Origin of the sequence: uncultured Arthrobacter sp. (genome assembly GCF_947495145.1) — a bacterium.
In the GTDB taxonomy this organism is placed as follows: Bacteria; Actinomycetota; Actinomycetes; order Actinomycetales; family Micrococcaceae; genus Arthrobacter_D.
This window is the reverse complement of sequence record NZ_CANLXP010000002.1, coordinates 132,501-154,689: the sequence shown is the minus strand read 5'-3', so window position 1 is coordinate 154,689 and position 22,189 is coordinate 132,501. Positions and strand designations below refer to the sequence as shown.

Genomic DNA, 22,189 nt, shown 5'->3' with positions numbered 1-22,189 from the left:
GCTACCCGTAACGGTTGTGCGCCGATGGGCCAATCCCCGGATCCTCCGGCGTCAGCCAGCCCTACGATGATCCCACCTACTCATTTGAAAGGTGGTGCATCATGCACTCACTTCGTGCGCTGCTGGCGAGCCTGCTCCTTATAGTCGGGTTCGGTCTGGTGGCGCCCGCCCCAGCCGCTGCAGCTCCCTACTGTGGAATTACATGGGGCTCACTGGCGAAGGCCAGCACGCCCTACACCGGTGCCCCGGTCGTGAACGTTCGCGCCGGTCGCCATGCCTGCTTCGATCGGCTCGTGATCGACGTGCGCGGCAAGAGTGCCGGCTACAACGTCCGCTACACGAGCCCCGTCACCGGAGCCTCCGGAATCGCTACTCCGCTCCGTGGTGGCGCAGACATCCAGGTGACCGTCAACGCGCCCGCCCACGACTCCCGGTACAACGCAACCTATCGCCCGGCGGTCCGGTCAGAAGCAGTGAATGTGGCCGGATTCCCGACTTTCCGCCAGGTGGCTTACGTGTCCAGCTACGAGGGCACAACCACGTTCGGCCTCGGTGTCCGTGCCCGTCTCCCGTTCCGGGTGTTCAGCCTTAACGGACCGGGTACCTCGTCGAGGATCGTCATCGACGTGGCCCATCGCTGGTAGGGGAAATCCGCCCCCCACCCCGTCCACGGATGGAGTCACATAATGGCGCTCTGAGGTTCTCAGAGCGCCATTATCTCTGCCTCCGCCGGCGACGTACGCGCCAACGGAAGGTATGGACCCGGCCGACGAACCGTCGCGGAGCACAAACAGCACCTACGCGAGCGGCTCGCCCAGCACGCGGTCGACGGCGGTGAGTACCGACCCAGCCTCCACCAGCTTCCGCACGGCCTCGATTTCAGGCGCGAGATACCGGTCGGTTCCCGGCCCTTCGACTACCTCGCGGATAGCAGTCCGCGCCGCATGGATGGCAGGAGAACTGCAGGAGGTGCTGATGCCGCCGTCGCGCATGTCCAGCGCACGGGCGGCGGTCAGCAGCTCGACTGCCACCACGCGGGTGAGTCCGTCCAATGCGCGCCGCAGCTTCAGGCCCGCGGACCAGCCCATCGACACGTGGTCCTCCTGCATGGCCGAGGACGGGATGGAGTCAACGGACGCCGGGACCGCAAGGCGCTTGAGCTCGGACACGATGCCGGCCTGGGTGTACTGGGCGATCATGTGGCCGGAGTCCACGCCCGGATCATGGGCCAGGAACGGATTGAGGCCGTGGTTGCGGCTCTTGTCGAGGAACCGGTCGGTGCGGCGTTCGCTCATGGAGGCGAGGTCAGCGACGGCGATCGCGAGGAAGTCGAGTGCATACCCGATCGGTGCGCCATGGAAGTTGCCGTTCGATTCAACCCGGCCGTCAACAGTCACCACCGGATTGTCGATTGCCGAACCCAGCTCGATCGCAGCCACCGATTCGACGTGCGCCAGGGTTGCCCGCGCTGCCCCGTGAACCTGCGGCGCGCACCGCAGCGAATAAGCGTCCTGGACCCGGGTGAAACGATGCGCCTTGCGCTCCTCCGACGCATGCTCGCCGATCAGCCGTGACCCGGACAGCACCCGGCGAATGTTTGCAGCGGAAACAAGCTGGCCCGGATGCGGCCGAAGCCGGTGCAGGTCCTCTGCAAAGACGCTGTCGGTACCCAACAGGCCCTCGACGCTCATTGCAGCGGCAAGGTCGGCAGTACGCAGCAGCCGAAGAAGGTCGGCGGACGCAAGGACCAGCATGCCCAGCATGCCGTCGGTGCCGTTGATGAGGGCAAGGCCCTCCTTTTCCCGCAGTTCGACGGGGGCGATGCCGGCGGCATCGAGCGCCTCAGCGGCAGGCAGCAGCGCGCCGACGTCGTTCCTCACCTCGCCCTCACCCATGAGGGCCAGCGCCACGTGGGACAGCGGCGCGAGGTCGCCGGAGCAGCCGAGCGAGCCGTACTCGCCGATCACCGGCGTGATGCCCGCGTTGAGCATGTCCGCGTAGGTCTGCGCGACGACCGGCCGCACGCCTGTCCGGCCGGTGGCCATGGTGGAGAGCCTGCCCAGCATCAGCCCGCGCACCACCTCACGGTCAACTTCCGCGCCCGACGACGCCGCGTGGCTGCGGATGAGGCTGCGCTGCAGGTGGGTGCGCTCCTGGACAGGGATGTGCTTGGTCGCCAGCGCGCCGAAGCCGGTGGATACGCCGTAGTGCGGTGTCGGATCATCGATAAGGGCGTCGATAACCGAGCGGCTCGCTTGCATGGCGGCCAGGGACTCTTCGCTGAGCTCCACCTTCGCGCCGTACCGCGCGACGTCGACGACCTCCGCCGGCGCCAGAGCTCCCAAACCGATACTGACGATCGTCCCGTGCCGCATGTCTGTCCTCTTCCGTCCTGAACCTGCGCGCTCTTGCCAATCAGTGAAATGAGCGTTTCAATAAGTGAAATACAAATGTCCCCCGAACGCAAGGAAGAAACCCGTGGCGGATACCTCCACCCGCACCGTTGAACGGGCGCTGCTGCTGCTCGGCACGGTGTGCGATCGCGGATCGGTGACGCTCGCCGACGCCGCCCGCGACGCTGGCCTCTCGGCGTCCACCGCGCTGCGCCTGCTGCGCACGTTGGAGGGGACAGGGTTTGTCCGCCGGGACGACGACGGCTACCGCCCGGGCATGCGGGTGGTCCAACTCGGCGCGCAGGCGCTCTCCCATGAATCGCTTGTGTCGCTGGCTGAGGACGCGCTTGAGCGGCTGGTCAGCTCGACGGGGGAGTCGGCCTACCTCAACGTGCCCTCCTCGGACGGCCACGGCATCTATCTCTCAGTGCGGGAAGGAACGCACTCGGTCCGCCACACCAGCTGGGTGGGCAGGAGCATCCCGTTGGAGGGATCAGCGGCCGGAGCTGTTCTCAGCGGAGACACCCCTGAGGACGGCTTCGTGGTGATCAGCAACGGCATCGAACCTGACGTTACGGCCATCGCTGCGCCCGTTCTGTCGGGCGGACAGGTGGTGGCGGCGCTCAGCGTTGTGGTGCCGAGCTACCGGATCGACGACGACGGCGCCCGCCGGATCGGCCGTCAGGTCGCCGCCGAGGCGGCGGGCGTCCTCGCAGCCCCGACGGATGCCGCCCCGCAGGGCACCTCCTCCACCGGCATCGAAACCCCTACAACTCACGAGCCCTCGACAACAGGAGCACAGTCATGACTTTCACCCAGCACGATCCGTCGCGCACCGTCCGGGCGCCGCGCGGCACCGAGCTGTCCGCGAAAAGCTGGCAGACCGAGGCGCCCCTGCGCATGCTGATGAACAACCTCGACCCCGAGGTGGCTGAGCGGCCCGAAGACCTCGTCGTCTATGGGGGTACGGGCCGGGCTGCGCGCAGTTGGGAGGCGTACGACGCCATTGTCGCCACGCTGAAGGACCTCGATGAAGACGAAACGCTGTTGGTGCAGTCGGGCAAGCCGGTGGGAGTGTTCCGCACCAACCCCTGGGCGCCTCGGGTTCTTCTGGCCAACTCGAACCTCGTGGGCGACTGGGCAACGTGGCCTGAGTTCCGGCGGCTGGAGGCGGAGGGACTTATGATGTACGGGCAGATGACCGCAGGCTCCTGGATCTACATCGGCACGCAGGGGATCCTGCAGGGGACCTATGAAACCTTCGCAGCCGTAGCTAAAGCCCGGTTCGACGGATCCCTCGCCGGCACTCTCACCCTCACAGCAGGCTGCGGCGGAATGGGCGGTGCGCAGCCGCTGGCGGTCACCCTGAACGGCGGCGCGGTGCTGATCATCGACGTCAGCGAAACCCGCCTGCGCAGGCGGTCCGCCAAACGCTACCTCGACGTCGTCGCCGCCGACCTTGAGGATGGCCTCGCACAGGTGCTCGAGGCGAAGCGCGGGAAGCGCGCCCTGTCGGTGGGCGTCGTCGGGAACGCCGCCGAAATCCTGCCGGCGCTGCTGGAACGCCAGCGAAACGGTGAGTTCACCATTGACATCGTTACGGACCAAACCTCCGCCCATGATCCGTTGAGCTACCTCCCCGAGGGCATCGGCGTCGACGAGTGGGAACGCGAAGCATCGGGTGATCCGGACGGTTTCACCAAGAAAGCGCAGACCTCCATGGCCCGTCATGTGGAGGCGATGGTCGGGTTCCAGGATGCCGGAGCAACGGTCTTTGACTACGGCAACTCCATCCGTGACGAGGCACGCAAGGGCGGCTATGAGCGTGCCTTCGAGTTCCCCGGCTTCGTTCCGGCCTACATCCGTCCGCTGTTCTGCGAGGGAATGGGCCCCTTCCGCTGGGTTGCGCTATCCGGCGACCCAGCGGACATCGCAGTCACCGATGCAGCCCTCAAGGACCTGTTCCCCGAAAACGAGCACCTGCACCGGTGGCTCGATGCCGCAAAAGACCTCGTCGAGTTCGAAGGCCTGCCGGCACGCATTTGCTGGCTCGGCTACGGCGACCGGGCGAAGGCGGGCCTGCTCTTCAACCGCCTCGTCGCTGAGGGCAAGGTGTCCGCGCCGATCGTGATCGGCCGTGACCACCTCGACTCCGGTTCGGTCGCTTCGCCCTACCGCGAGACGGAAGCCATGGCTGATGGATCCGACGCCATCGCCGACTGGCCGCTGCTGAACGCAATGCTCAACACCGCATCCGGCGCCACCTGGGTGTCTATCCACCATGGCGGCGGCGTCGGCATCGGACGCTCCATCCACGCCGGGCAGGTATCGGTGGCCGATGGAACGGCGCTCGCCGCCGAAAAGCTTGAACGCCTGCTGACCAATGACCCGGGAACCGGGGTCATCCGCCATGTGGACGCCGGTTATGAACGCGCACAGGAGGTGGCCCGTGAACGTGGAGTGCGGATCCCCATGGAGCGCTGACCCGAAAGCTTGGCCGCGGTCAGGGATTCTGCCAGAGGCCCATCACATTGCCTTCGGGGTCCCGGAAGTAGGCGGCGAAGCCCATGTCACCGACCGCCATCTTCTCGCCCACGGCGGATCCTCCGAGCGACTCGATCTTCGCCACGCAGGCGTCGATGTCCTCGACATCGATCGTGATGATCGGCCCGGCCAGCGGCCCGTCGTCGCGCTTGAACATGCCGCCGTTGATGTAGCCGGGCTCCGTTGGCCCTTGTTCGCCGGCCGGCCCGGTGCCCGCAGCGGTGTAGTCAAACTCAGGCATCTGCGCCACGTCCCAACCGAATGCATCGCGGTAGAAGCTCCGCGCGCGGTCGCCGTCGTCGAAAGGGATCTCAAAATGCACAACACGTCCGCTCACAAGGAACTCCTCCGGATCAGTGGGGATAGCAGGATGTTCGCGATTCTAGGCCCAGCGCCCGCAACTGGGTAGGGGTATCGCGGCGCTCACGGAAAATGCTTGAACACGGGAAGGGAAACTATTGGAGAGCGTAAGCAGCCTGCTCGGTTCGATTGAGGATGTGGGGCGCGACGCCGTGCGCGGCGGCTACTCCCGTCCGGTCTTCTCGACCGCCGAACTCGACCTGAGGTCCTGGTTCCGTGAAGAGGCCCAGCGGCGCGGACTCGACGTGGAGACCGACCGCAACGGGATCCTCTGGGCCTGGTGGGACACGGAGACGCACGACGACGCCGGTCGCCAGGGTGCCCTCGTCACCGGCAGCCACCTCGACTCGGTTCCCGGCGGCGGCGCTTTCGACGGTCCGCTCGGTGTCGCCTCTGCACTGGCCGCCGTCGATCTCCTGAAGAAGCGCGGCGTCCAGCCCCAGCGGGCGCTTGCCGTCACGGTGTTTCCGGAAGAGGAAGGCTCGCGCTTCGGTGTTGCCTGCCTGGGTTCCCGGCTGCTGACCGGCGCTATCGACGCCGACACCGCGCGCAACCTGAAAGATCCCGACGGCGTCACCATCGCCGAAGCAGCACGAGCCAATGGATTGAATCCCGAGCACTTCGGCAGGGACGATGACGCGCTGCGCCGGATCGGCGACTTCGTCGAGCTGCACGTCGAGCAGGGCCGCGGCCTGATCGACCTTGATGCGCCCATTGCGGTAGGCACCTCGATCATCGGTCACGGGCGGTGGAAACTGGCCATCAGCGGGCAGGGCAATCACGCCGGCACCACCCTGATGGATGACCGCGCCGACCCCATGGTTGCGGCCGCGCAGGTGGTCCTCGCCATCCGGAAGACAGCTGCGGCGACGCCCGAAGCCCGTGCCACCGTGGGCCGCATCCAGCCGATCCCGGGCGGCACCAACGTGATCGCTTCCCGGGTGGACCTGTGGATCGACCTCCGGCACCCGAATGACGCCACCACCGCGGCGCTCGTCGAGTCCATCCACGGCCAGGCCCAGAAAGCCGCCGCGTTCGAGGGGTGCACTGCCGCCCTGACCCGGGAGTCGGTCAGCGGCACGGTCAGCTTCGACGGTGAACTCCAGCGTCAACTGCAACTCGCCATCCCCGGCGCTCCCGGCCTGCCCACCGGTGCAGGGCACGACGCCGGCATCCTGGCCGCCCACGTGCCCTCAGCCATGCTGTACGTACGCAACCCGACAGGCATCAGCCATTCGCCCGAGGAATACGTTGAGGGCGACGACGTCGACTTCGGCGCCGTCGCCCTCGCCGATGCGCTGGAGCGGCTGCTGTGAATACGCTGTGGTGTGAACAGGCCTGGATGGAGCCCGGAGAGATTGCGACGGGAGTGCGCGTTGAGTGCGACGATAGCGGCATCGTCCGCCGGGTCACTCGCGCTACCGAACCCGCACCGGGTGACCTGGTGCTGGACGGCGTCGTTTTTCCGGCCGCCGCAAACGCGCACTCCCATGCCTTCCACCGGGTCCTCCGCGGGCGGACACACGCCGGCACCGGCACCTTCTGGACCTGGCGGAACGCAATGTACCAGGCGGCAGCCGTCCTCACCCCCGAGGTGTACGAGGAACTTGGCACCGCCGTCTACACCGAGATGGTGGCCGCGGGCTGGACCAGCGTCGCCGAGTTCCACTACGTGCACCACCGGCCGGACGGCACGCCTTACGGCGAGCCCTACGACGGCGGCCCGCACGCCTTGGAACTGGCCCTTGCCCGCGCGGCGGTCACCGCCGGCATCCGGCTGACGCTGCTGGACACCTGCTACCTCTCCTCCGGATTCGGGGCACCGATCCTGCCGGAACAGGCCCGCTTCAGCGATGGCACCGCAGAGGCCTGGCTCACCAGGTGGCAGTCCCTTCGTGCGACCGTCGCCGAAAGTTTCCCGGCATCGGAGGTATCGGTCGGCGCAGCCCTGCACTCCGTGCGTGCGGTCGACGAACCCGCGCTCGCCTTCATCGCCCGGAATTTGCCCGGGGACGTACCCCTGCACATCCACCTCTCCGAGCAGCCCGCCGAAAACCGTGACTGCCTCGAAGCGACCGGAACCACGCCGACCGGGTTGCTGGCCAGACACGATCTGCTTTCGGAACGACTGACAGTTGTCCACGCCACACACCTGACTCCGCAGGACATTGACCTTCTTGGCAACGCCCGCGTCACCGTTGCGATGTGCCCCACCACGGAGGCAGACCTCGCCGACGGCATCGGCCCCGCACGGGCTCTGCAGGATGCCGGCGCCGTGGTGGCACTGGGCACCGACCAGCACGCCGTCGTCGACCCCTGGCTTGAAATGCGGGCACTGGAACACGGCGAACGGCTGGCCGGCGGCCGGCGCGGTCGGTTCTCGCCGGGTGACCTGGTGCGCGCAGTCGCGGCCGGCGGCGCGCGAGCGCAGGGTCGCGTGCCGGCTGGCTTAGTACCGGGACAGGTGTGCGACCTGGTGGCACTCGATCACGCAAGCGCGCGGACGGTTGGATCGTCCCCGGCCCAGCTCCCGATGACTGCCACAGCGCAGGACGTCAACGCCGTCGTCGTCGGGGGTGAACTGCTCGTCCTTAACGGCCGCCACAGCCGGCTGGGATTGCCGGGCCCACTGCTGGCCGCGGCTATCGCACGCGTGGACGGGGCAGCACCAGCTGAGGCGATAACAGCTGAGGCGGCTACAATCCGAAAGGCACAGCCATGACCGGACCTGCGGGTAACGCGTCAACCATTCTCACCAACATCGGCGAACTCATGACGCAGGACGCCGAGCACCGTGTGCTGACGGATGCGGCGATCGTTTTCGAGGGCGAGCGGATCGCCTGGATCGGTTCCGCCGCGGACGCTCCTGCAGCTGATAGCCACTACGACGCCGCGGGCCGCGCCTGCCTGCCCGGATGGGTGGACAGCCACACGCATCTGGTCTTCGCCGGCGATCGCACGGCCGAATTCGAAGCCCGGATGTCCGGGCAGTCCTATGCCGCCGGCGGGATCTCAGTCACCGTGGAGGCAACCCGGCGGGCAACGGATGAGGAACTCGGCGACCTGGTGACACAGCGGGCCGCCGAGGCGGCAGCTGGCGGCACCACCTACCTCGAAACCAAAACCGGTTACGGCCTGGATGTGGCCGAAGAAGCCCGCAGCGCCCGGATCGCTGCCGCTACGGCAGATGAGGTGACCTTCCTCGGCGCGCACCTCGTGCCGGAGGGGTGGTCGGCCGACGAGTACGTTCGCACGGTCACCGGTCCCATGCTCAGCGCCGTCCGGCCCTATGTGCAGTGGGCCGATGTCTTTTGTGAGACAGGCGCATTCACTCCCGACCAGAGCCGCGAAGTGCTCCGCGCCTGCCGACTGGCGGGGCTTGGGCTTCGCGTGCACGGCAACCAGTTGGGGCCGGGGGAGGGCGTACAGCTCGCGGTGGACGAGGGAGCGGCCAGCGTCGACCACGTGAACTATCTGACAAAGTCGGATATCGACGCGCTCGCCGGATCCTGGTCAAGCTGGAACGGTCAGTCGGCCTGGAACGGGCAGTTGGGCCAGAATGCCAACAACCGGGGCACCGTCGCCACATGCCTGCCCGCGTGTGATCTGTCCACCCGCCAGCCGCTCGCGCCCGCCAGGGAACTGCTCGACGCTGGAGTTCCAATCGCGCTCGCTTCGAACTGCAACCCGGGCACCTCCTACACCACGTCCATGGCGTTCTGCGTGGCGACGGCCGTGCTGCAGATGGGCCTCACCGTCCACGAGGCCGTCCGCGCAGCCACCTATGGAGGAGCGCTTGCCCTGCATCGCGAACAACCGAACGACGACGACGGCCGGCTTGCCGTGGGTTCGCTCGCTGTCGGACACCGGGCTGACCTGCAGCTGCTGGACGCACCGTCCGCAACGCACCTCGCCTACCGTCCGGGGATGCAGTTGACCCATGCGGTATGGCGCGGCGGGGAGCCAGTGCGCTGAGTCCGCTTGGGCACACGTCCGGCCATACGGCACCATGAAAGCATGCCAACCGCTAGGACCAACCCGCCGCCGTCGTCGTCGCAAACTGCCAGCCGGAGCAGGATCAAGGCCGAGATCCTGATTGTCCTTGGTCTATCGCTTGGCCAGGCCGGGGTCTACGCGGTGGTCGAATTGATCGACAAGCTGACCCGCGCGCCCCTCGCCTCGCAGACTACGAGACTCAATCCCGTACTGGACGACCGGCAGTACTTCGACCTCACCTATCAGCTGCTCGGGATCTTTTTCGCGCTGGTTCCCGTGGCACTCGTGCTTTTTCTGCTCACCGAACCGGGGAAATCGGCGTTCCGCCGGATGGGGTTCACTTTCAGCAGGCCGAAGCTCGACTTCGGCCTGGGCGTGGCGCTCGCGGCAGTCATCGGTGTCGGAACTCTCGGAGTCTACGCGGCCGGCCGGGCACTGGGGGTTACAACGGCAATCATCCCGACGGCGCTGGACACCTACTGGTGGACCCTGCCGGTGCTGGTGCTTTCGGCGGTCCGCCATGCGGTGCTCGAAGAAGTAATCGTTGTGGGTTACCTCTTCGAACGGCTGCGGGAACTCGGCTGGTCGGTGCCCGTCATTATCGTGACGTCAGCGCTGCTGCGCGGAAGCTACCACCTGTATCAGGGGATCGGGCCGTTCATTGGCAACGTGATCATGGGCCTTATCTTCGGCTACGCCTACACCCGCACCAGACGCGTCATGCCGCTGGTGGTGGCGCACGCGCTGCTGGACATTGCGGGCTTTGTGGGCTTCGCGCTTTTCGGTTCGGCGATCGGGATCGGAAACTAGTACGGCCCCGGCTTATGGAAGCCGGGGCCGTACTGCTTCTTGAGGAAGCTAGATTGAGACTGCACCCTTTGGGGTTTCGAACGTGACAGACATAATGCCCGGGGTGCCGTTCGGTGCGATCCATTCCACGTCGACGTCGTCCAGCGGGTGGGCGACCGGCGTCCCCAGCCACTCGGTAACCCGTGCAGCGGATCCGGCGATGGTCAGCGCATTGAGGCGCACCGACGCCGGCCGAGCCTGTGACGGGTGGAGGGACTCCGTGCCGTCATCCCAGCGGATCATGTAGGGAACCTGCGGATCAGCAATCAGGCCCTTGATGCCGATTTGCTGCCAGGTCAGTTCCTGGCCGTCGGGGAACTTGCGGTTGCCGGGAACGGCGCTGCGGCCCAGCCGCTCCTCGAACGGTGCGAGGTCATCAACGGCAACGCACCAGCCCATCCAGCCGCCGCCGGCCTCGGACCGCGCACGCACGGCCTGGCCGAACGGAGCCTTGTCCGATGCGGGGTGGTCAAGTACCTCGACCACCTCGAGGTACTGGCCGTTGACCAGCGGGAAAATCATGTTGCGGGTGCCGAAGCGCGGGTGCACGCCACCCTTCACAAATTCAACCCCGAGGGCATCGGAGATCCGCTCCGCAGTGGCAAGCAGGCCATCGGGTTCGCAGGCATAAGACACATGATCCAGACGCATGGCCCCATCTTGGCACTTTGTGATCCACGCCTCGACTTAGGGTTACCTAAGTCACAGTCCCGTCGCGCCAGAGCCCAAGTAAACCCCAAGGTCAGCCACCGATAGTTGGAGCACACAGGGAGCCCGGTTCCGAGACCGCCGGACTTCCTGCCGGGGACGCCTTTGAGCGTCCACCTTGAGTGGGGCAGCCCGTTTCCCATAGACGAGAGGCTGCCCCACTCAAGGCTTTCGCAGCTCCGGCCCTCCTCAGCGCCGAATCGAACGCCGAATCGAGCGCCGAATCGAGCGCCGAACTTTTCACCGCGAGTCACAATAGTTGCCCTCTGCGCCGAGTGTCGGGTTTCCTTGTAGAAGGTCACGAGTGACAGCGCGGTGGGTTTCTTCCGCCACCAGCCCCGGCTTGCTGTCCGGCAACCCTCCTTCGCGGCGGGGTGCCCCGGGTGACGACCTGGCCCTGCACGCGGTGTGCAGGAGCAAGCGCGATTCACAAAGGCGGCAGGTTTGACAAGCATCACGACAGTGAAACCGCATCCCGGCGCGGAAACTGTTGCCGGCGTCATCGTACAGCGGCTTTCAATTGGCCCGCTGACACTGGAAACAGGTGGACACCTGCCCGACGTCGTCCTGGCCTATGAGACCTGGGGCGCGCTCAATGCGGATGCCTCCAACGCGGTGCTTGTTGAGCATGCCCTCACCGGAAGTTCACATGTTGCCCGCGGCGACTCTTCCGAGGACGGCTGGTGGGACGGTCTGGTCGGTCCGGGCAGAACCATCGACACAGACCGCTTTTTCGTGGTGTCCATCAACATGCTGGGCGGCTGTTACGGGTCCACCGGTCCTGCCTCCCCGGATCCGGATGGCCGGCCCTGGGGTTCGCGGTTCCCGTTCGTCACCATCCGCGATTCAGTCCGGGCAGAAGCTCTGCTCGCAGATCTGCTCGGCATTTCCTCGTGGCACTCCGTGCTTGGCGGCTCCATGGGCGGCGCCCGGGCGCTTGAGTGGGCGGTCACCTATCCCGAGCGGGTGCAACGGTGTGCTGTCATCGCGTGCGGCGCCGCCAGCACTGCCGAGCAGATCGCTTTCGCCCAGGCGCAGGTGCAGGCCATTCGCCTCGATGCTCGGTTCGCGGGCGGAGACTACTACGGCAGCGCCGGCCCCGAGGACGGCTTGGGCCTTGCACGGCGGATCGCGCACATCACGTACCGCTCCGAAACCGAGTTCAGCTACCGGTTCGGGCGCGCGGCGCAGGGAGTTGAGGAGCCGTTCGGATCCGCGCTGCCGGGCGGGCGGGGGCGCTACCAGGTGGAGAGCTACCTGGATCATCAGGCGGACAAGCTGGTGGGCCGGTTCGACGCCAACAGCTACGTGATCCTCACCGAAGCGCTGATGAGCCACGATGTTGCGCGCGACAGGGGCAGCCTTCCAACGGCACTGGCGAATGCAACGGCGTCGTTCTTCCTAGCAGCGGTGGAATCCGACCGCCTGTACTGGCCGGCGCAGTCCCACGAGCTCGCGGCTGCACTGCCCGGGGACGTTGCCGTGCACACCATCGCATCACCCATCGGGCACGATGCGTTCCTGACTGAAATAGCGCAACTGGAACCCGCGCTGGCAGCGGCGTTCTTCAACGACGACGGCCTATGACGACGACTGCGCTGTCCGGTTACGCCTGACGCCCGGAATCAAGGCCGATCGGCCGAATCAATTGAGATGTCTCCTCCGGCTGTTTTACGGTGAGAAACATGTATCTGGAGAACCTCGTTTTCGATGCAGTAGATCCCCAGCGGCTTGGCCGGTTCTGGGAAGCGGTGGTCGGAGGTGAGCGGCTCACCGATGAACCTGACGGCTATGAGACACGGCTCGCCATCGAAGGCGGCCCGGTCCTGGACCTCTGTTTTCAACGGGTTCCCGAGTTGCCGTCCGGCGAGCCCCGGCTTCATCTCGACCTGCTTGGCGGTGCTCAACAGGCCCAGGAGGTTGACCGGCTGCTCGCGCTGGGCGCCCGGCATCTCGATATTGGTCAGGGCGATGTGCCGTGGATTGTGCTCGCCGATCCGGAGGGAACTCCCTGCTGCGTGATGGGGGAGCAGGCAGTACCGGACAGCGGACCGATCGTGTCGCTTCCGCTCGACTCCGCCGATCCTGACCGTGATGCCCGGTTCTGGTCCTGGCTGACGGGCTGGACAAGCGTTTCCGGGTCGCCACGGTCCCTGCGCCATCCATCGATGCGTGGACCCGTTCTTGAGCTGTGCGACGAGCCGGCGCCGAAGGGCACCGGAAAGAACCGGCTGCATCTCGACATCCGGCTTGAAGCGGGGGACAACCCCGATGCGGTCGCGGCCGGGATCGCTGAGCGCGGTGGCCGGGAGCTGAGCCCGGGCTACGGTGACCTGCCGTGGCGCATCTACGCTGACCCGTCCGGCAACGAGCTGTGCGTGCTGCCCGCGCCGTGATTCAAGATACGACGTCGACGTCCGCCCTCGTGAACATGCCACTATTGATCAATGACCAATCTCTCCCAGTCTGATCATTCTGCCGCGCCTGCACCCGTAGTTGTCTGGTCAAAGCCCGAAAACGAGCGCTCCGGCTCGCCCCTGCTGGTAATGCTGCACGGACACATGGCCAACGAGGAAGACCTCATGGGCATCCTCGACTTCCTGCCCGACGAGTTCACGGTGGCCTCCGTCCGCGCACCCGTAGCCCAGGGGCAGGGTTTCACCTGGTTCCCGCTGATGCAGGATGCCGCGTACTCGGTCGACAAGGTGACGGACGCAGTCCAGGACGTCCTTGACTGGGTCGATTCGATCAAGGAACCGCATTCAAGCGTCACCCTGCTCGGCTTCTCGATGGGAATGGCAGTGGCGAGCTCGATGCTGCGTGCCCGCCCTGCAGACTATGCGGCCGTCGTCGGGCTTTCCGGGTTTGTTGTTCCGACCGATGGCAGCACGTTATTCCACGACAGCGAACTCGAAAACCAGCGCGTGCCGTTCTTCTGGGGCCGGGACCAGGAAGACCCGGTCATCCCGGGCGACCGCATCGAGTTCACACACGCGTGGCTCAACCGCCACACCAAGCTGACCAAGGTGCTCTACGCAGGGATGTATCACAGCATCAATGCGCAGGAACTCGGGCACGTCCGCGAATTCCTGCAGATGGTGGTGCCAGGGGTCAGCCGGACACCACTGTCACGGTAACGCCGTTCACCGTCACGGAATCGCCGGGGTGAATCTGCCGTCCGCGGCGGTCCTCGATCTCACCGTTGACCTTCACCAGGCCATTCTCGATCAGTTCCTTGGCCTCGACGCCGTCTTCGGCGAGGTTGGCCAGCTTCACCAGCTGGCCCAGCCGGATCATTGAGTCGCGGATCGGCACTTCAGTGTTATTGCTCATAGTTACATCATGCCCGCCCAGCGCGAGCGGCTGTTCCACAACGGTGCCCTAGGGTTAACGGGTGTCTCGCGCCCGTCACCTGCCCGCCGTCGTCGGCCTTCCGTTGGCGGTAGCCGCCGGGGTTGCCATTCCGCTTCAGAGCAGGATCAACGGCGCGCTGGGCCAGACGCTCGATGACGGACTCGCCGCTGCGCTCGTCAGCTTCGGCACCGGGCTGGTGCTGATGATTCTGATCTCGCTGGTGCTGCCCCGCGGGCGTGCAGGGCTGCGGCAGCTGATCCCCGCGGTCCGCGAGCGGCGCTTTCCGCCCATCTATCTGGCAGCGGGAACAATCGGTGCCCTGTTCGTTTTCTCGCAGGCCATCACCATATCGATCCTGGGAGTCGCACTCTTCACCGTTGCAGCCGTCATGGGCCAGACAGTGAGCGGGCTTGCCGTGGACCGGGTGGGTCTGGGACCGGGCGGACGCCGCTCGATCACGCCGATGCGCATGATCGGCGTGACGCTCACGGTGGCGGCGGTGGTGTGGGCGGTCTCGCCCAGGCTGTGCGGAACCGGTACGACGGCGGCACTCATCCTGCCGCTTTTGCTGCCCATCGCGGCTGGCATCCTGGTGAGTTTCCAGCAGGCCATGAACGGGACTGCCGCCGTGCACTACGGCACACCCATCACGGCAACGCTCATGAACTTCATTGCCGGATCGGCAGTGCTGCTCGTCGCCTGGCTGGTGAAGCTGCTGGTAGCCGGACCGCCCGAACCCCTGCCGGAAGAGTGGTGGTATTACCTCGGCGGACCGATGGGGTGCGTGTTCATCGGAATCGGTGCGCTCCTGGTGCGATCCCTCGGGGTGCTGCTGACCGGCCTCGGAATGATAGCCGGGCAGCTGCTGGGTTCGCTGGCACTGGACCTGGTCCTTCCCACGCCGGGCACCGTCGTCGTTTTCGCTACCGTGGCGGGGCCGATCCTGGCGCTGGGAGCCATCATCCTCACCACGCTGCCGTGGAATCGCCGTCTCCTGCAGCGCACCTGAAAGACGCCGCAGGAGAGGCCAGTTGAGACGGCCGGGCCGGGTCCCAGTGGAACCCGGCCCGGCTTCAGTTCTTCCCGGATGAACCGGTCATAGCTGTGTTTACCGGCAATCCCGGGATTTTACCGGTCGGCCAACTCGTGGTCGTGGTCATGCTCCGGGTGGAGCCCGCCGCCGCTCTCGGTACCGCCGCCCAGCGGGTTGCCTTCGAAGCTGCCCTTCTGCTTGAAGTTGCCCTTCACGTTGCCGCCAACGCCGTTCACAGCCGTCGTGTTCATTGCGTACGTCAACGTCAGGTGTGCGATTGCGTCGCTCATCTGATCCAGCGATTCGATGCTGACGTTGCCTGTGTCATCACATTCAGCGTGGTAACAGGCGTCGTACGGGGCACCCGCAACGCCACCGAACAGGTCGGCCTGCTCCTCGGTCTTGATGCCTTCGGCACCGGTGAAGAGCCCGCCCGCGGGAATGCCTTCTGCAATGAACGGTCCGTAATCACTGCGGCCACTGAACGCTGTTTCGCCCGAGGGCAGGCCCTCTGCGGCGAAGTAGTCGTGGAAGTCCTGCTCAATCTGGCCGGAACCTGCAGGCCCCTCAGCAGCACCCGGACCCACCGGGAAGGCAGAGTTGTCACCGTCGTACACGAAGCGGCCAAAGTTCGGCGACCCGATCATGTCAAAGTTGAGATAGAGCCCCACGTTGGCCAGTTCGCCGGACGCCGCGAGATCGGCGACATAGTGTTCCGCTCCGAGGAGGCCCTGCTCTTCAGCGCCCCACCACGCAAAGCGGACCTTGTTGGCGGTCTTCACCTTGTGCATTGACTCAGCGACAGCAAGGATTGCGGCGCTTCCCGAGCCGTTGTCATTGATGCCCGGACCGGCCACCACACTGTCGAGGTGTGCGCCGACCATCACCACATTGCCGGCATCACCCGAAGCGGTCTCGGCAAGCACGTTGTAGGTCGCCCGGTTTTCCGAGATGGTGTCCACCACGACCGTGCCCGTAACGCCGTCACCGATCAGGTCGGTGCCGACCTCGTAGCTTGCTCCCAGCACCGGAATCCCGATGCCCGGTGCGCCCAACGTGCCGTTGATTGGTCCGGTACTGCCCGGCAGTCCGGTGTTGAAGATAACGACGGCGGACGCGCCGGCGGCTTCAGCATTGCTCGCTTTCTGTGCGAACGGGCAGCTGCCGCGCTGCACCAGGGCGATTGATCCGGCTACGAAGCCTGCAAAGTCCTCACTTTCGCAACCGCTGGTGCCGGCGCCGTCGACCGCTCCTGTGGTATCGACAGTGGTGATTGTGCCCGCTGCGTTTCCGGCGCCGGAGTAGGTCATCGTGGCGAAGGAATCCGAAGGATAGACGCGTGACTCCGGGCTGGTTTGAGTGAGAACCGAGGGGCTCAGCTGCTGGAAGTAGGGGAAGGTGAACTCCTGCACAACGGGTGAGTACCCCGCAGCGCGAAGCTTCCCGACCAGGTAATCCACCGAGTCGTCATACCCCTGGGTGCCGGATGCCCGAGTGCCGCCATTGGCATCGGCAATCGCGTCCAGTGCGTCAAGATGACCGACCACCCGATCGACCGACACAGCGGTTCGGAGTTTCTGGGAGGTGTTGTTGTTGCTGTTCTCATGGGTTGGACCGGCGTTGGCAGCCAGTCCGCCCGAGGCAACGAGGGCAAGTCCACCAACAAATGCAAGCGATGCCCGCCCAAAATGGGCGCGCTTTAGTAGAGCGATTGGGATCACCGTTGTTCCTTCTGTCGCAAAGGCGTGTCTGCGGTCGCAGACACTCGAACCCCTGTGACGCTGATCACGCCACAGGGGTGCGCTCAATCTATGGACAGTTCTCCCGCCGCGTCAAGGGCGCCGAACCAGCGTGGAGATCGGCGGTGGAAAACCACTCCGTAGGCGCGTAGGGTCGGAAGTCCGAAGCGAATGAATAGTTCTACGCGAAGGAGATTCCCATGGGCCTCAGCAATATCCTCAGGAGCGCCGCAGGTCGACTTGCAGGCAGGGGAGGCACCGGCACAACCCGGCGGACCCCTCGGACCGGTGGAATGGGAGCCGGCCGCGGCGGAGCCGGCCGGCCCGGTTCGGGCGGCGTGGGCGGAATGATCCGCAGCATCCTCAACCGGCGGTAGTTCCGCCACATCCCGGTCAGGAAACGGTTTTCACTACGAGGACGTCGCAGGGTGCGTTGTGTACAACGCTCCATGCGACGCTTCCCAGCACCCGGCCAAGCCCCTTGATACCCACGTTGCCGACCACCAGCAATTGGGCGCCGGTCCGCTCGGCCTCCTCCATCAGGACGTCCTGGGGCTTGCCGCGGCCGGCGGCAGGACGGACTTCCACACCAGGGTGCTCCTGACGGAGCTTGGCCGCAACCCGCTGGGCCAGCTCCAGCGCACGCTCGGCGTCGTCCAGTACCCAGGTCTCGCTTCCGATCTTCACAATTTCAGTGTTGCCCGTGATGTGCGCACTCAACACCACGAGTTCGGCTCTCAAACTCCCGGCAAGCGTCGCCGCCCGTGATGCAGCCTTGTACGCCGTCTCGCTGCCGTCCACTCCAACAACCACATTTCCTGCCATTTGCTGTTCCTCCTTGAACTGCTCATTCCAAGCGCGGTTCCGGCGCGGAACCTTCAGCACTGACCTTAGCGGCAGCCAACCGGCCGGGTGAGTTTCGGTAGGCTAAGGTGGTACCTTCGCCCGCCCGTTCCGGCGCCGCAGTCAGCGTTTGTTCCGCTTGCTGCGCTGCCCCGGCGGCACATCGACGACCGCACCCAGCGGCCTGTCCAGACATGTAGAGGATGGCATTCATCGTGGCCAAGCAGGTTTCCGCCCTGGACCCAATCATTTCCCTCGCCAAGCGGCGCGGCTTCGTTTTCCAGGCCGGTGAAATCTACGGTGGATCCCGGTCCGCGTGGGACTACGGCCCGCTCGGAGCCGAGCTGAAGGAAAACATCAAGCGCCAGTGGTGGCAGTCCATGGTGCGCGGACGCGAGGACGTCGTCGGTCTCGATTCATCGGTGATTCTTCCCCGCCAGGTGTGGGAAGCGTCAGGCCACGTCGAGGTGTTCTCCGACCCGCTGGTCGAGTGCCTTTCCTGCCACAAGCGCTACCGTGCGGACCACCTCGAGGAAGAGTACGAGGAAAAGAAGGGACGCCCCGCGGAAAACGGCCTCGCCGATATCGCCTGCGCCAACTGCGGCACCCGCGGCCAGTGGACCGAACCGCAGGAGTTCTCCGGGTTATTGAAGACCTTCCTCGGCCCGGTCGCCAATGAGGAGGGCATGCACTACCTGCGGCCCGAAACGGCTCAGGGCATCTTCGTGAACTTCAACAACGTGCTGACCACGTCCCGCAAGAAGCCGCCGTTCGGTATCGGCCAGATCGGCAAGAGCTTCCGCAACGAGATCACGCCCGGAAACTTCATCTTCCGCACCCGTGAATTCGAGCAGATGGAGATGGAATTCTTCGTCGAGCCGGGCACGGATGATGAATGGCACGAGTACTGGATCAAGGAACGGTTCGACTGGTACACGGGCCTGGGCATCAACCCGGAGAATCTGCGCCTCTTCGTCCACCCGCAGGAAAAACTGAGCCACTACTCCAAGGGCACCACGGATATCGAGTACCGTTTCGGTTTCTCCGGCTCGGAGTGGGGGGAGCTGGAGGGCATCGCCAACCGCACCGACTTCGACCTCTCGACGCACTCCAAGCACTCCGGCACCGACCTGAGCTACTTCAACCAGGCCACCAACGAGCGGTTCACCCCGTACGTCATTGAGCCGGCCGCCGGCCTCACGCGCTCCTTCATGGCCTTCCTCGTTGATTCCTACGCCGAGGACGAGGCGCCCAACGCGAAGGGCGGCGTGGACAAGCGCACGGTACTCAAGCTCGATCCGCGTCTCGCCCCGGTGAAGGCTGCCGTGCTTCCGCTCAGCCGCAACGAGGACCTCTCGCCCAAGGCGAAAGACCTGGCAGCGCAGCTGCGCAGGAACTGGAACATCGACTTCGACGACGCCGGCGCCATCGGCCGCCGTTACCGCCGCCAGGACGAGATCGGCACGCCGTTCTGCATCACAGTGGACTTCGACACCCTCGAGGACCAGGCGGTCACCATCAGGGAACGCGACACCATGGCCCAGGAGCGCGTTTCGCTCGACAAGGTCGAGGGCTACCTCGCGCAGCGACTGATAGGAGCCTGAGTGGCGATCCAGTACCGCCCCTGGCGTGACGGCGACGACCTTGAGCTCCTGCAGGTATGGGGAGGCCCGGACAGCGCGCAGGCGGAACAGTCCCGGGCACTGTTCCGGCCGTCGTCGGACTCGCCCTGGCTGCGCTGCATCGTGGCGGAAGACGTGATCGATTCCGTCGCGGTGCCTGTCGCGGCCGGATACGTCTTTGAACCCAAGCTGCACGATCAGCGGCTCTGGGCGTACGTCGAGGTCGGCAGGGACCACCGGGGTGCAGGAACCGGAGCCACGCTCCTCGGGATGCTTCGCCACGAAGCCGGCTCATCGCCGTCGGGCGTGTCTGCTCTGCGGGCAAAAGTGGTCCCCGGCTCTGACGGCGCCGCCTTCGCCGCGGCGGCGGGCTTCCGCGAGATCCAGCGTTCGCGGATCATCGAGGTTGCTCCGGGCGCGCTTGCCATACCGGACTTCGCGGATGACGCGGGCCCCCAGCTTGAAGAAGCAGCCACCGGATCAGTTGAACTCACCAAAGCGGTGACCGATTGGTACAACGCGGTACATGCGTGGGATCCGGCCGACATGACTTTGGGGCAGGCGCAGCAGTTCCTGCTCTCTGACACCGCCGGTGCCGGCGGGGCAGTTGTCCTGCGGGACAAGCCGAAGAGCGCCGGCGGTGCGATCGCCGCGTTCGCGCTGAGCTACACGCAGAGCCGCACGGACGCCCCCGCCGACGTGCTCCTCGGATACGACACGACGCTCCGCCCCAGCGAACAGAGCGCAGCCGTGGCTTCGCTGTTGGCGATGCTGGTCCATCAGTACCCGGTTCAGGTGGAAGTCGATGATTCGATGACCGCTCTGGTCGAGGTGCTGGAGCCTCTGCTTGCCGCCGGTTCTGCCAAAGTGGTGAGCGAAACGCAGGTCGTCAGCGACTGACCCACTGCTGGGATATCCCGCCGATGCCCGCCGCACGTACCAGCGTCAGCCGCGGCGGTAGCGACCCTCTGCAATGTCCCGTACATCTGCTGCGTCCCGCTCAGCCTCGGTCATGGCACCGCCGCCGAGGTGCGCAGGATGCCACCAGGCTCCCTGCGGTGGATTGATCGGGAAGTCCGCGATGCCGCGGTCAATGCCGTCCTGCAGTTCAGCCCGCAACTGTTCCGTTTCGCGCAGTATGTCGGCGTCGGTGGTGTGCCGGATCGGTTCGCTGATGTGCACCCGGACCGGTGCGCGCCACGCCCGGCGGAATGAGAATGGGTGGCCCCGGGTCAACAGCCGGTGCGCTCCCCAGACCGAGATCGGAATAAGGGGGACGTCTGCCTCGGCGGCCAGGCGCACTGCGCCGGTCTTGAGCTCGCGTACGGTGAAGCTCCGGCTAACCCCGGCCTCCGGGAGGATGGCGATGTACTCACCGGCACGAAGCTTCTCGAGCGCGCCCTCGTAGGCGGCGGCGCCCGCGTTCCGGTCGACGACCACGTGTCCGCAGGCAGCAATCACCGGTCCACCGAACCAGTGCGACGCCGCGGCCTTGGTGATCAGGAACTTCAGTTGGGCACGGGCGGCCTTCCAAAGCACGAGTTCGGCAAAAGCAAAGTCGAGGTAGCCGAAGTGGGTGATGGCGAACACTGCCCCGCTTCCCGGCGTAGCGGTCCGTGACAGCCCCGTGAGCGGCCCGGCGGGCGGCAGATTTGCCTGCCCGCTGACAAGGACCCGCACCCGGAAAGCCCATCGCAGCAGCAAGCCGGTTCGCACGAGCAGCCGGTAGAACCGGTCACTCTGCCTGGGAACCCACGCCACGGCCTCAGGCACCTTGTCCGGAACTGCACGGCCTGGAGCTGCACCGCAGTGAGAAGGGGATCACAGCGTCATACCAAGCGGCGAGGGCTGCGCGATCACATGTGCAGCGCGCCGCAGGCGCCTGGGATCCACAGGGGCGCCGGTATCGCGGGAGAAACTGTCAAGCAGGTAGGAGGCACTGAGTTCGTGCCACAGGGGCAGTTTTGTGAACATGAAGTGGCCGGCACCGGCGAGGGTGACGTAACGGACGTCGTCGGCAATCGGTGCAATCCGCTGCGCATACCGCAGCGACTGCCGGGGAGAGGTCCAGCGGTCAGCGTCGCCGTGGACAATCAGGACCCGCCGCCCGGCCACCTGCTGCACGGGCGTTGTGCTGTCCACCCACGGTGCCAGGGCGACGACGGCGCGCACCTGCGGATCATCCGCTACGCACAGGGCGGTGAGACCGCCCATTGAGTGGCCCAGCAGGTATACGGGAAGATCGGGGGAACGTTCCCGGATCTGCTCCAGCGCCCATCTGGCATCGTGGAGCGGCGACATATGCTCACCGTTCCAGCCACGCACGCGGTTGCGCAGGCTCCACGTTTCGAGGCCGGCTGGAGACCCCCAGGAGTGCAGCAACCGGGCGATCGGAACCATGCGAGCCGGGCTCAGGTGCCGGGACCGCACCGGCTCGAAGCTGTTCGCACGGCCGCCGTGCAGCACCAGCACAACGCCGCGGACTTCGGCGGCGGCCGGGCGCACCGTCACCGCCGGCTCATGCGCGATCGCGTTTGCCGGATTCCCGTCAGTCTCGCTGAACCGTTCCTTCGCCATGCGCCCTCCGTTCAATCAACCTGCATCCACAACGCCTGGGCCGCCTGCCGGCTCCAGCCATGCGCCTGCGTAGAATCCTCAGGGGATCCCACCGCGGGTCCCTCGATCCATCCTGCCAGTAGTACAGCAACAGCAAGGGAAGATGAGTGGGCCACAGCCACATCCACGCGT

Annotated in this window: 22 protein-coding genes and 1 riboswitch; of the genes, 14 read left to right on the top strand and 8 right to left on the bottom strand. The window is 65.9% G+C overall.

The genetic code is table 11. The features are described 5' to 3' along the window. Positions 1–101: 101 nt before the first annotated feature. Positions 102–644: a hypothetical protein gene (locus Q0877_RS02205; RefSeq protein ID WP_299165443.1), complete on the top strand. Its 543-nt coding sequence runs from the start codon at positions 102–104 to the stop codon at positions 642–644. A gap of 153 nt (positions 645–797) precedes the next feature. Here the strand turns inward: Q0877_RS02205 and hutH are convergent, their stop codons facing one another. After that, positions 798–2,375, bottom strand: coding sequence for a histidine ammonia-lyase (gene hutH, locus Q0877_RS02200; protein WP_299165442.1), 1,578 nt, complete (start codon positions 2,373–2,375; stop codon positions 798–800). Positions 2,376–2,478: 103 nt separating this feature from the next. Here hutH and Q0877_RS02195 point away from each other — a divergent pair, with 103 nt between their 5' ends. Together Q0877_RS02195 and hutU are read left to right on the top strand one after the other, a co-directional pair. Continuing rightward, positions 2,479–3,201, top strand: a complete 723-nt coding sequence (locus Q0877_RS02195) for an IclR family transcriptional regulator (protein WP_299165440.1) — start codon at positions 2,479–2,481, stop codon at positions 3,199–3,201. Then, positions 3,198–4,877 carry a urocanate hydratase gene (gene hutU, locus Q0877_RS02190; RefSeq protein ID WP_299165438.1) on the top strand — a complete coding sequence of 560 codons (1,680 nt, stop codon included), beginning with the start codon at positions 3,198–3,200 and terminating at the stop codon, positions 4,875–4,877. Before Q0877_RS02195 ends, hutU begins: the two co-directional genes overlap by 4 nt. A gap of 19 nt (positions 4,878–4,896) precedes the next feature. Here the strand turns inward: hutU and Q0877_RS02185 are convergent, their stop codons facing one another. Beyond that, positions 4,897–5,274, bottom strand: a complete 378-nt coding sequence (locus Q0877_RS02185; protein WP_299165437.1) for a VOC family protein — start codon at positions 5,272–5,274, stop codon at positions 4,897–4,899. 121 nt (positions 5,275–5,395) lie between these two features. Between Q0877_RS02185 and Q0877_RS02180 the strand changes: the two genes are divergently transcribed. Genes Q0877_RS02180 through Q0877_RS02165 form a run of 4 tightly spaced genes read left to right on the top strand, consistent with a single transcriptional unit; the run spans position 5,396 to position 10,103 of the window. Next, positions 5,396–6,613, top strand: coding sequence for an allantoate amidohydrolase (locus Q0877_RS02180; protein ID WP_299165436.1), 1,218 nt, complete (start codon positions 5,396–5,398; stop codon positions 6,611–6,613). Beyond that, complete coding sequence (locus Q0877_RS02175) at positions 6,610–8,019, top strand: formimidoylglutamate deiminase (protein WP_299165435.1); 1,410 nt, start codon at positions 6,610–6,612, stop codon at positions 8,017–8,019. The genes Q0877_RS02180 and Q0877_RS02175 overlap by 4 nt, the downstream gene beginning before the upstream one ends. Continuing rightward, entirely contained in the window at positions 8,016–9,272 is a 1,257-nt protein-coding gene (locus Q0877_RS02170) for an amidohydrolase family protein (RefSeq protein WP_299165434.1), read from the top strand. Before Q0877_RS02175 ends, Q0877_RS02170 begins: the two co-directional genes overlap by 4 nt. Before the next feature lie 42 nt (positions 9,273–9,314). After that, on the top strand, positions 9,315–10,103 hold the full coding sequence (locus Q0877_RS02165; protein ID WP_299165432.1) for a CPBP family intramembrane glutamic endopeptidase: 789 nt from the start codon (positions 9,315–9,317) through the stop codon (positions 10,101–10,103). A 48-nt stretch (positions 10,104–10,151) separates the two neighbouring features. Here the strand turns inward: Q0877_RS02165 and Q0877_RS02160 are convergent, their stop codons facing one another. Further along, entirely contained in the window at positions 10,152–10,793 is a 642-nt protein-coding gene (locus Q0877_RS02160) for a VOC family protein (protein WP_299165431.1), read from the bottom strand. A gap of 353 nt (positions 10,794–11,146) precedes the next feature. After that, a riboswitch (SAM riboswitch) is annotated at positions 11,147–11,279 on the top strand. Positions 11,280–11,312: 33 nt separating this feature from the next. Between Q0877_RS02160 and Q0877_RS02155 the strand changes: the two genes are divergently transcribed. The 3 genes from Q0877_RS02155 (at position 11,313) to Q0877_RS02145 (ending at position 13,987) form a co-directional block, all read left to right on the top strand. Continuing rightward, positions 11,313–12,437: a homoserine O-acetyltransferase gene (locus tag Q0877_RS02155; protein ID WP_299165579.1), complete on the top strand. Its 1,125-nt coding sequence runs from the start codon at positions 11,313–11,315 to the stop codon at positions 12,435–12,437. Between the two features lie 98 nt (positions 12,438–12,535). Then, positions 12,536–13,246 (top strand): VOC family protein, encoded by a 711-nt coding sequence (locus Q0877_RS02150; protein WP_299165430.1) that lies wholly within the window; start codon positions 12,536–12,538, stop codon positions 13,244–13,246. A gap of 51 nt (positions 13,247–13,297) precedes the next feature. Beyond that, positions 13,298–13,987: an alpha/beta hydrolase gene (locus Q0877_RS02145; RefSeq protein WP_299165429.1), complete on the top strand. Its 690-nt coding sequence runs from the start codon at positions 13,298–13,300 to the stop codon at positions 13,985–13,987. Here the strand turns inward: Q0877_RS02145 and Q0877_RS02140 are convergent. After that, positions 13,962–14,183 (bottom strand): RNA-binding S4 domain-containing protein, encoded by a 222-nt coding sequence (locus Q0877_RS02140; RefSeq protein ID WP_299165428.1) that lies wholly within the window; start codon positions 14,181–14,183, stop codon positions 13,962–13,964. The two genes, Q0877_RS02145 and Q0877_RS02140, sit on opposite strands and share 26 nt — an antisense overlap. Positions 14,184–14,244: 61 nt before the next feature. Here Q0877_RS02140 and Q0877_RS02135 point away from each other — a divergent pair, with 61 nt between their 5' ends. Next, positions 14,245–15,213, top strand: coding sequence for a DMT family transporter (locus Q0877_RS02135; protein WP_299165427.1), 969 nt, complete (start codon positions 14,245–14,247; stop codon positions 15,211–15,213). A 119-nt stretch (positions 15,214–15,332) separates the two neighbouring features. Here Q0877_RS02135 and Q0877_RS02130 read toward each other — a convergent pair whose 3' ends face one another. Next, positions 15,333–16,958 carry a M28 family peptidase gene (locus tag Q0877_RS02130; RefSeq protein WP_299165426.1) on the bottom strand — a complete coding sequence of 542 codons (1,626 nt, stop codon included), beginning with the start codon at positions 16,956–16,958 and terminating at the stop codon, positions 15,333–15,335. A 218-nt stretch (positions 16,959–17,176) separates the two neighbouring features. Between Q0877_RS02130 and Q0877_RS02125 the strand changes: the two genes are divergently transcribed. Then, positions 17,177–17,353, top strand: a complete 177-nt coding sequence (locus Q0877_RS02125) for a hypothetical protein (RefSeq protein ID WP_299165424.1) — start codon at positions 17,177–17,179, stop codon at positions 17,351–17,353. Between the two features lie 16 nt (positions 17,354–17,369). Here the strand turns inward: Q0877_RS02125 and Q0877_RS02120 are convergent, their stop codons facing one another. Beyond that, positions 17,370–17,801, bottom strand: coding sequence for a universal stress protein (locus Q0877_RS02120; protein WP_299165423.1), 432 nt, complete (start codon positions 17,799–17,801; stop codon positions 17,370–17,372). 230 nt (positions 17,802–18,031) lie between these two features. Here Q0877_RS02120 and Q0877_RS02115 point away from each other — a divergent pair, with 230 nt between their 5' ends. Together Q0877_RS02115 and Q0877_RS02110 are read left to right on the top strand one after the other, a co-directional pair. After that, positions 18,032–19,423, top strand: a complete 1,392-nt coding sequence (locus Q0877_RS02115) for a glycine--tRNA ligase (protein ID WP_299165577.1) — start codon at positions 18,032–18,034, stop codon at positions 19,421–19,423. After that, complete coding sequence (locus Q0877_RS02110; protein ID WP_299165422.1) at positions 19,424–20,341, top strand: GNAT family N-acetyltransferase; 918 nt, start codon at positions 19,424–19,426, stop codon at positions 20,339–20,341. A gap of 45 nt (positions 20,342–20,386) precedes the next feature. On the opposite strand, the gene Q0877_RS02105 is transcribed toward Q0877_RS02110, so the two are convergent. Continuing rightward, entirely contained in the window at positions 20,387–21,202 is an 816-nt protein-coding gene (locus tag Q0877_RS02105; protein ID WP_299165420.1) for a lysophospholipid acyltransferase family protein, read from the bottom strand. 60 nt (positions 21,203–21,262) lie between these two features. Continuing rightward, the gene (locus tag Q0877_RS02100; protein ID WP_299165418.1) at positions 21,263–22,018 is read right to left on the bottom strand and encodes an alpha/beta hydrolase; all 756 of its coding nucleotides are present in this window, start codon (positions 22,016–22,018) and stop codon (positions 21,263–21,265) included. Positions 22,019–22,189 lie beyond the last annotated feature (171 nt).

Excerpts from the sequence above, each read along its gene's own strand:
- Q0877_RS02205 (WP_299165443.1), top strand. The coding sequence starts at position 102 with ATGCACTCACTTCGTGCGCTGCTGGCGAGCCTGCTCCTTATAGTCGGG.
- hutH (WP_299165442.1), bottom strand. The coding sequence starts at position 2,375 with ATGCGGCACGGGACGATCGTCAGTATCGGTTTGGGAGCTCTGGCGCCG.
- hutU (WP_299165438.1), top strand. The coding sequence starts at position 3,198 with ATGACTTTCACCCAGCACGATCCGTCGCGCACCGTCCGGGCGCCGCGC.
- Q0877_RS02170 (WP_299165434.1), top strand. The coding sequence starts at position 8,016 with ATGACCGGACCTGCGGGTAACGCGTCAACCATTCTCACCAACATCGGC.
- Q0877_RS02165 (WP_299165432.1), top strand. The coding sequence starts at position 9,315 with ATGCCAACCGCTAGGACCAACCCGCCGCCGTCGTCGTCGCAAACTGCC.
- Q0877_RS02160 (WP_299165431.1), bottom strand. The coding sequence starts at position 10,793 with ATGCGTCTGGATCATGTGTCTTATGCCTGCGAACCCGATGGCCTGCTT.
- Q0877_RS02150 (WP_299165430.1), top strand. The coding sequence starts at position 12,536 with ATGTATCTGGAGAACCTCGTTTTCGATGCAGTAGATCCCCAGCGGCTT.
- Q0877_RS02145 (WP_299165429.1), top strand. The coding sequence starts at position 13,298 with ATGACCAATCTCTCCCAGTCTGATCATTCTGCCGCGCCTGCACCCGTA.
- Q0877_RS02140 (WP_299165428.1), bottom strand. The coding sequence starts at position 14,183 with ATGAGCAATAACACTGAAGTGCCGATCCGCGACTCAATGATCCGGCTG.
- Q0877_RS02125 (WP_299165424.1), top strand. The coding sequence starts at position 17,177 with ATGGGCCTCAGCAATATCCTCAGGAGCGCCGCAGGTCGACTTGCAGGC.
- Q0877_RS02120 (WP_299165423.1), bottom strand. The coding sequence starts at position 17,801 with ATGGCAGGAAATGTGGTTGTTGGAGTGGACGGCAGCGAGACGGCGTAC.
- Q0877_RS02100 (WP_299165418.1), bottom strand. The coding sequence starts at position 22,018 with ATGGCGAAGGAACGGTTCAGCGAGACTGACGGGAATCCGGCAAACGCG.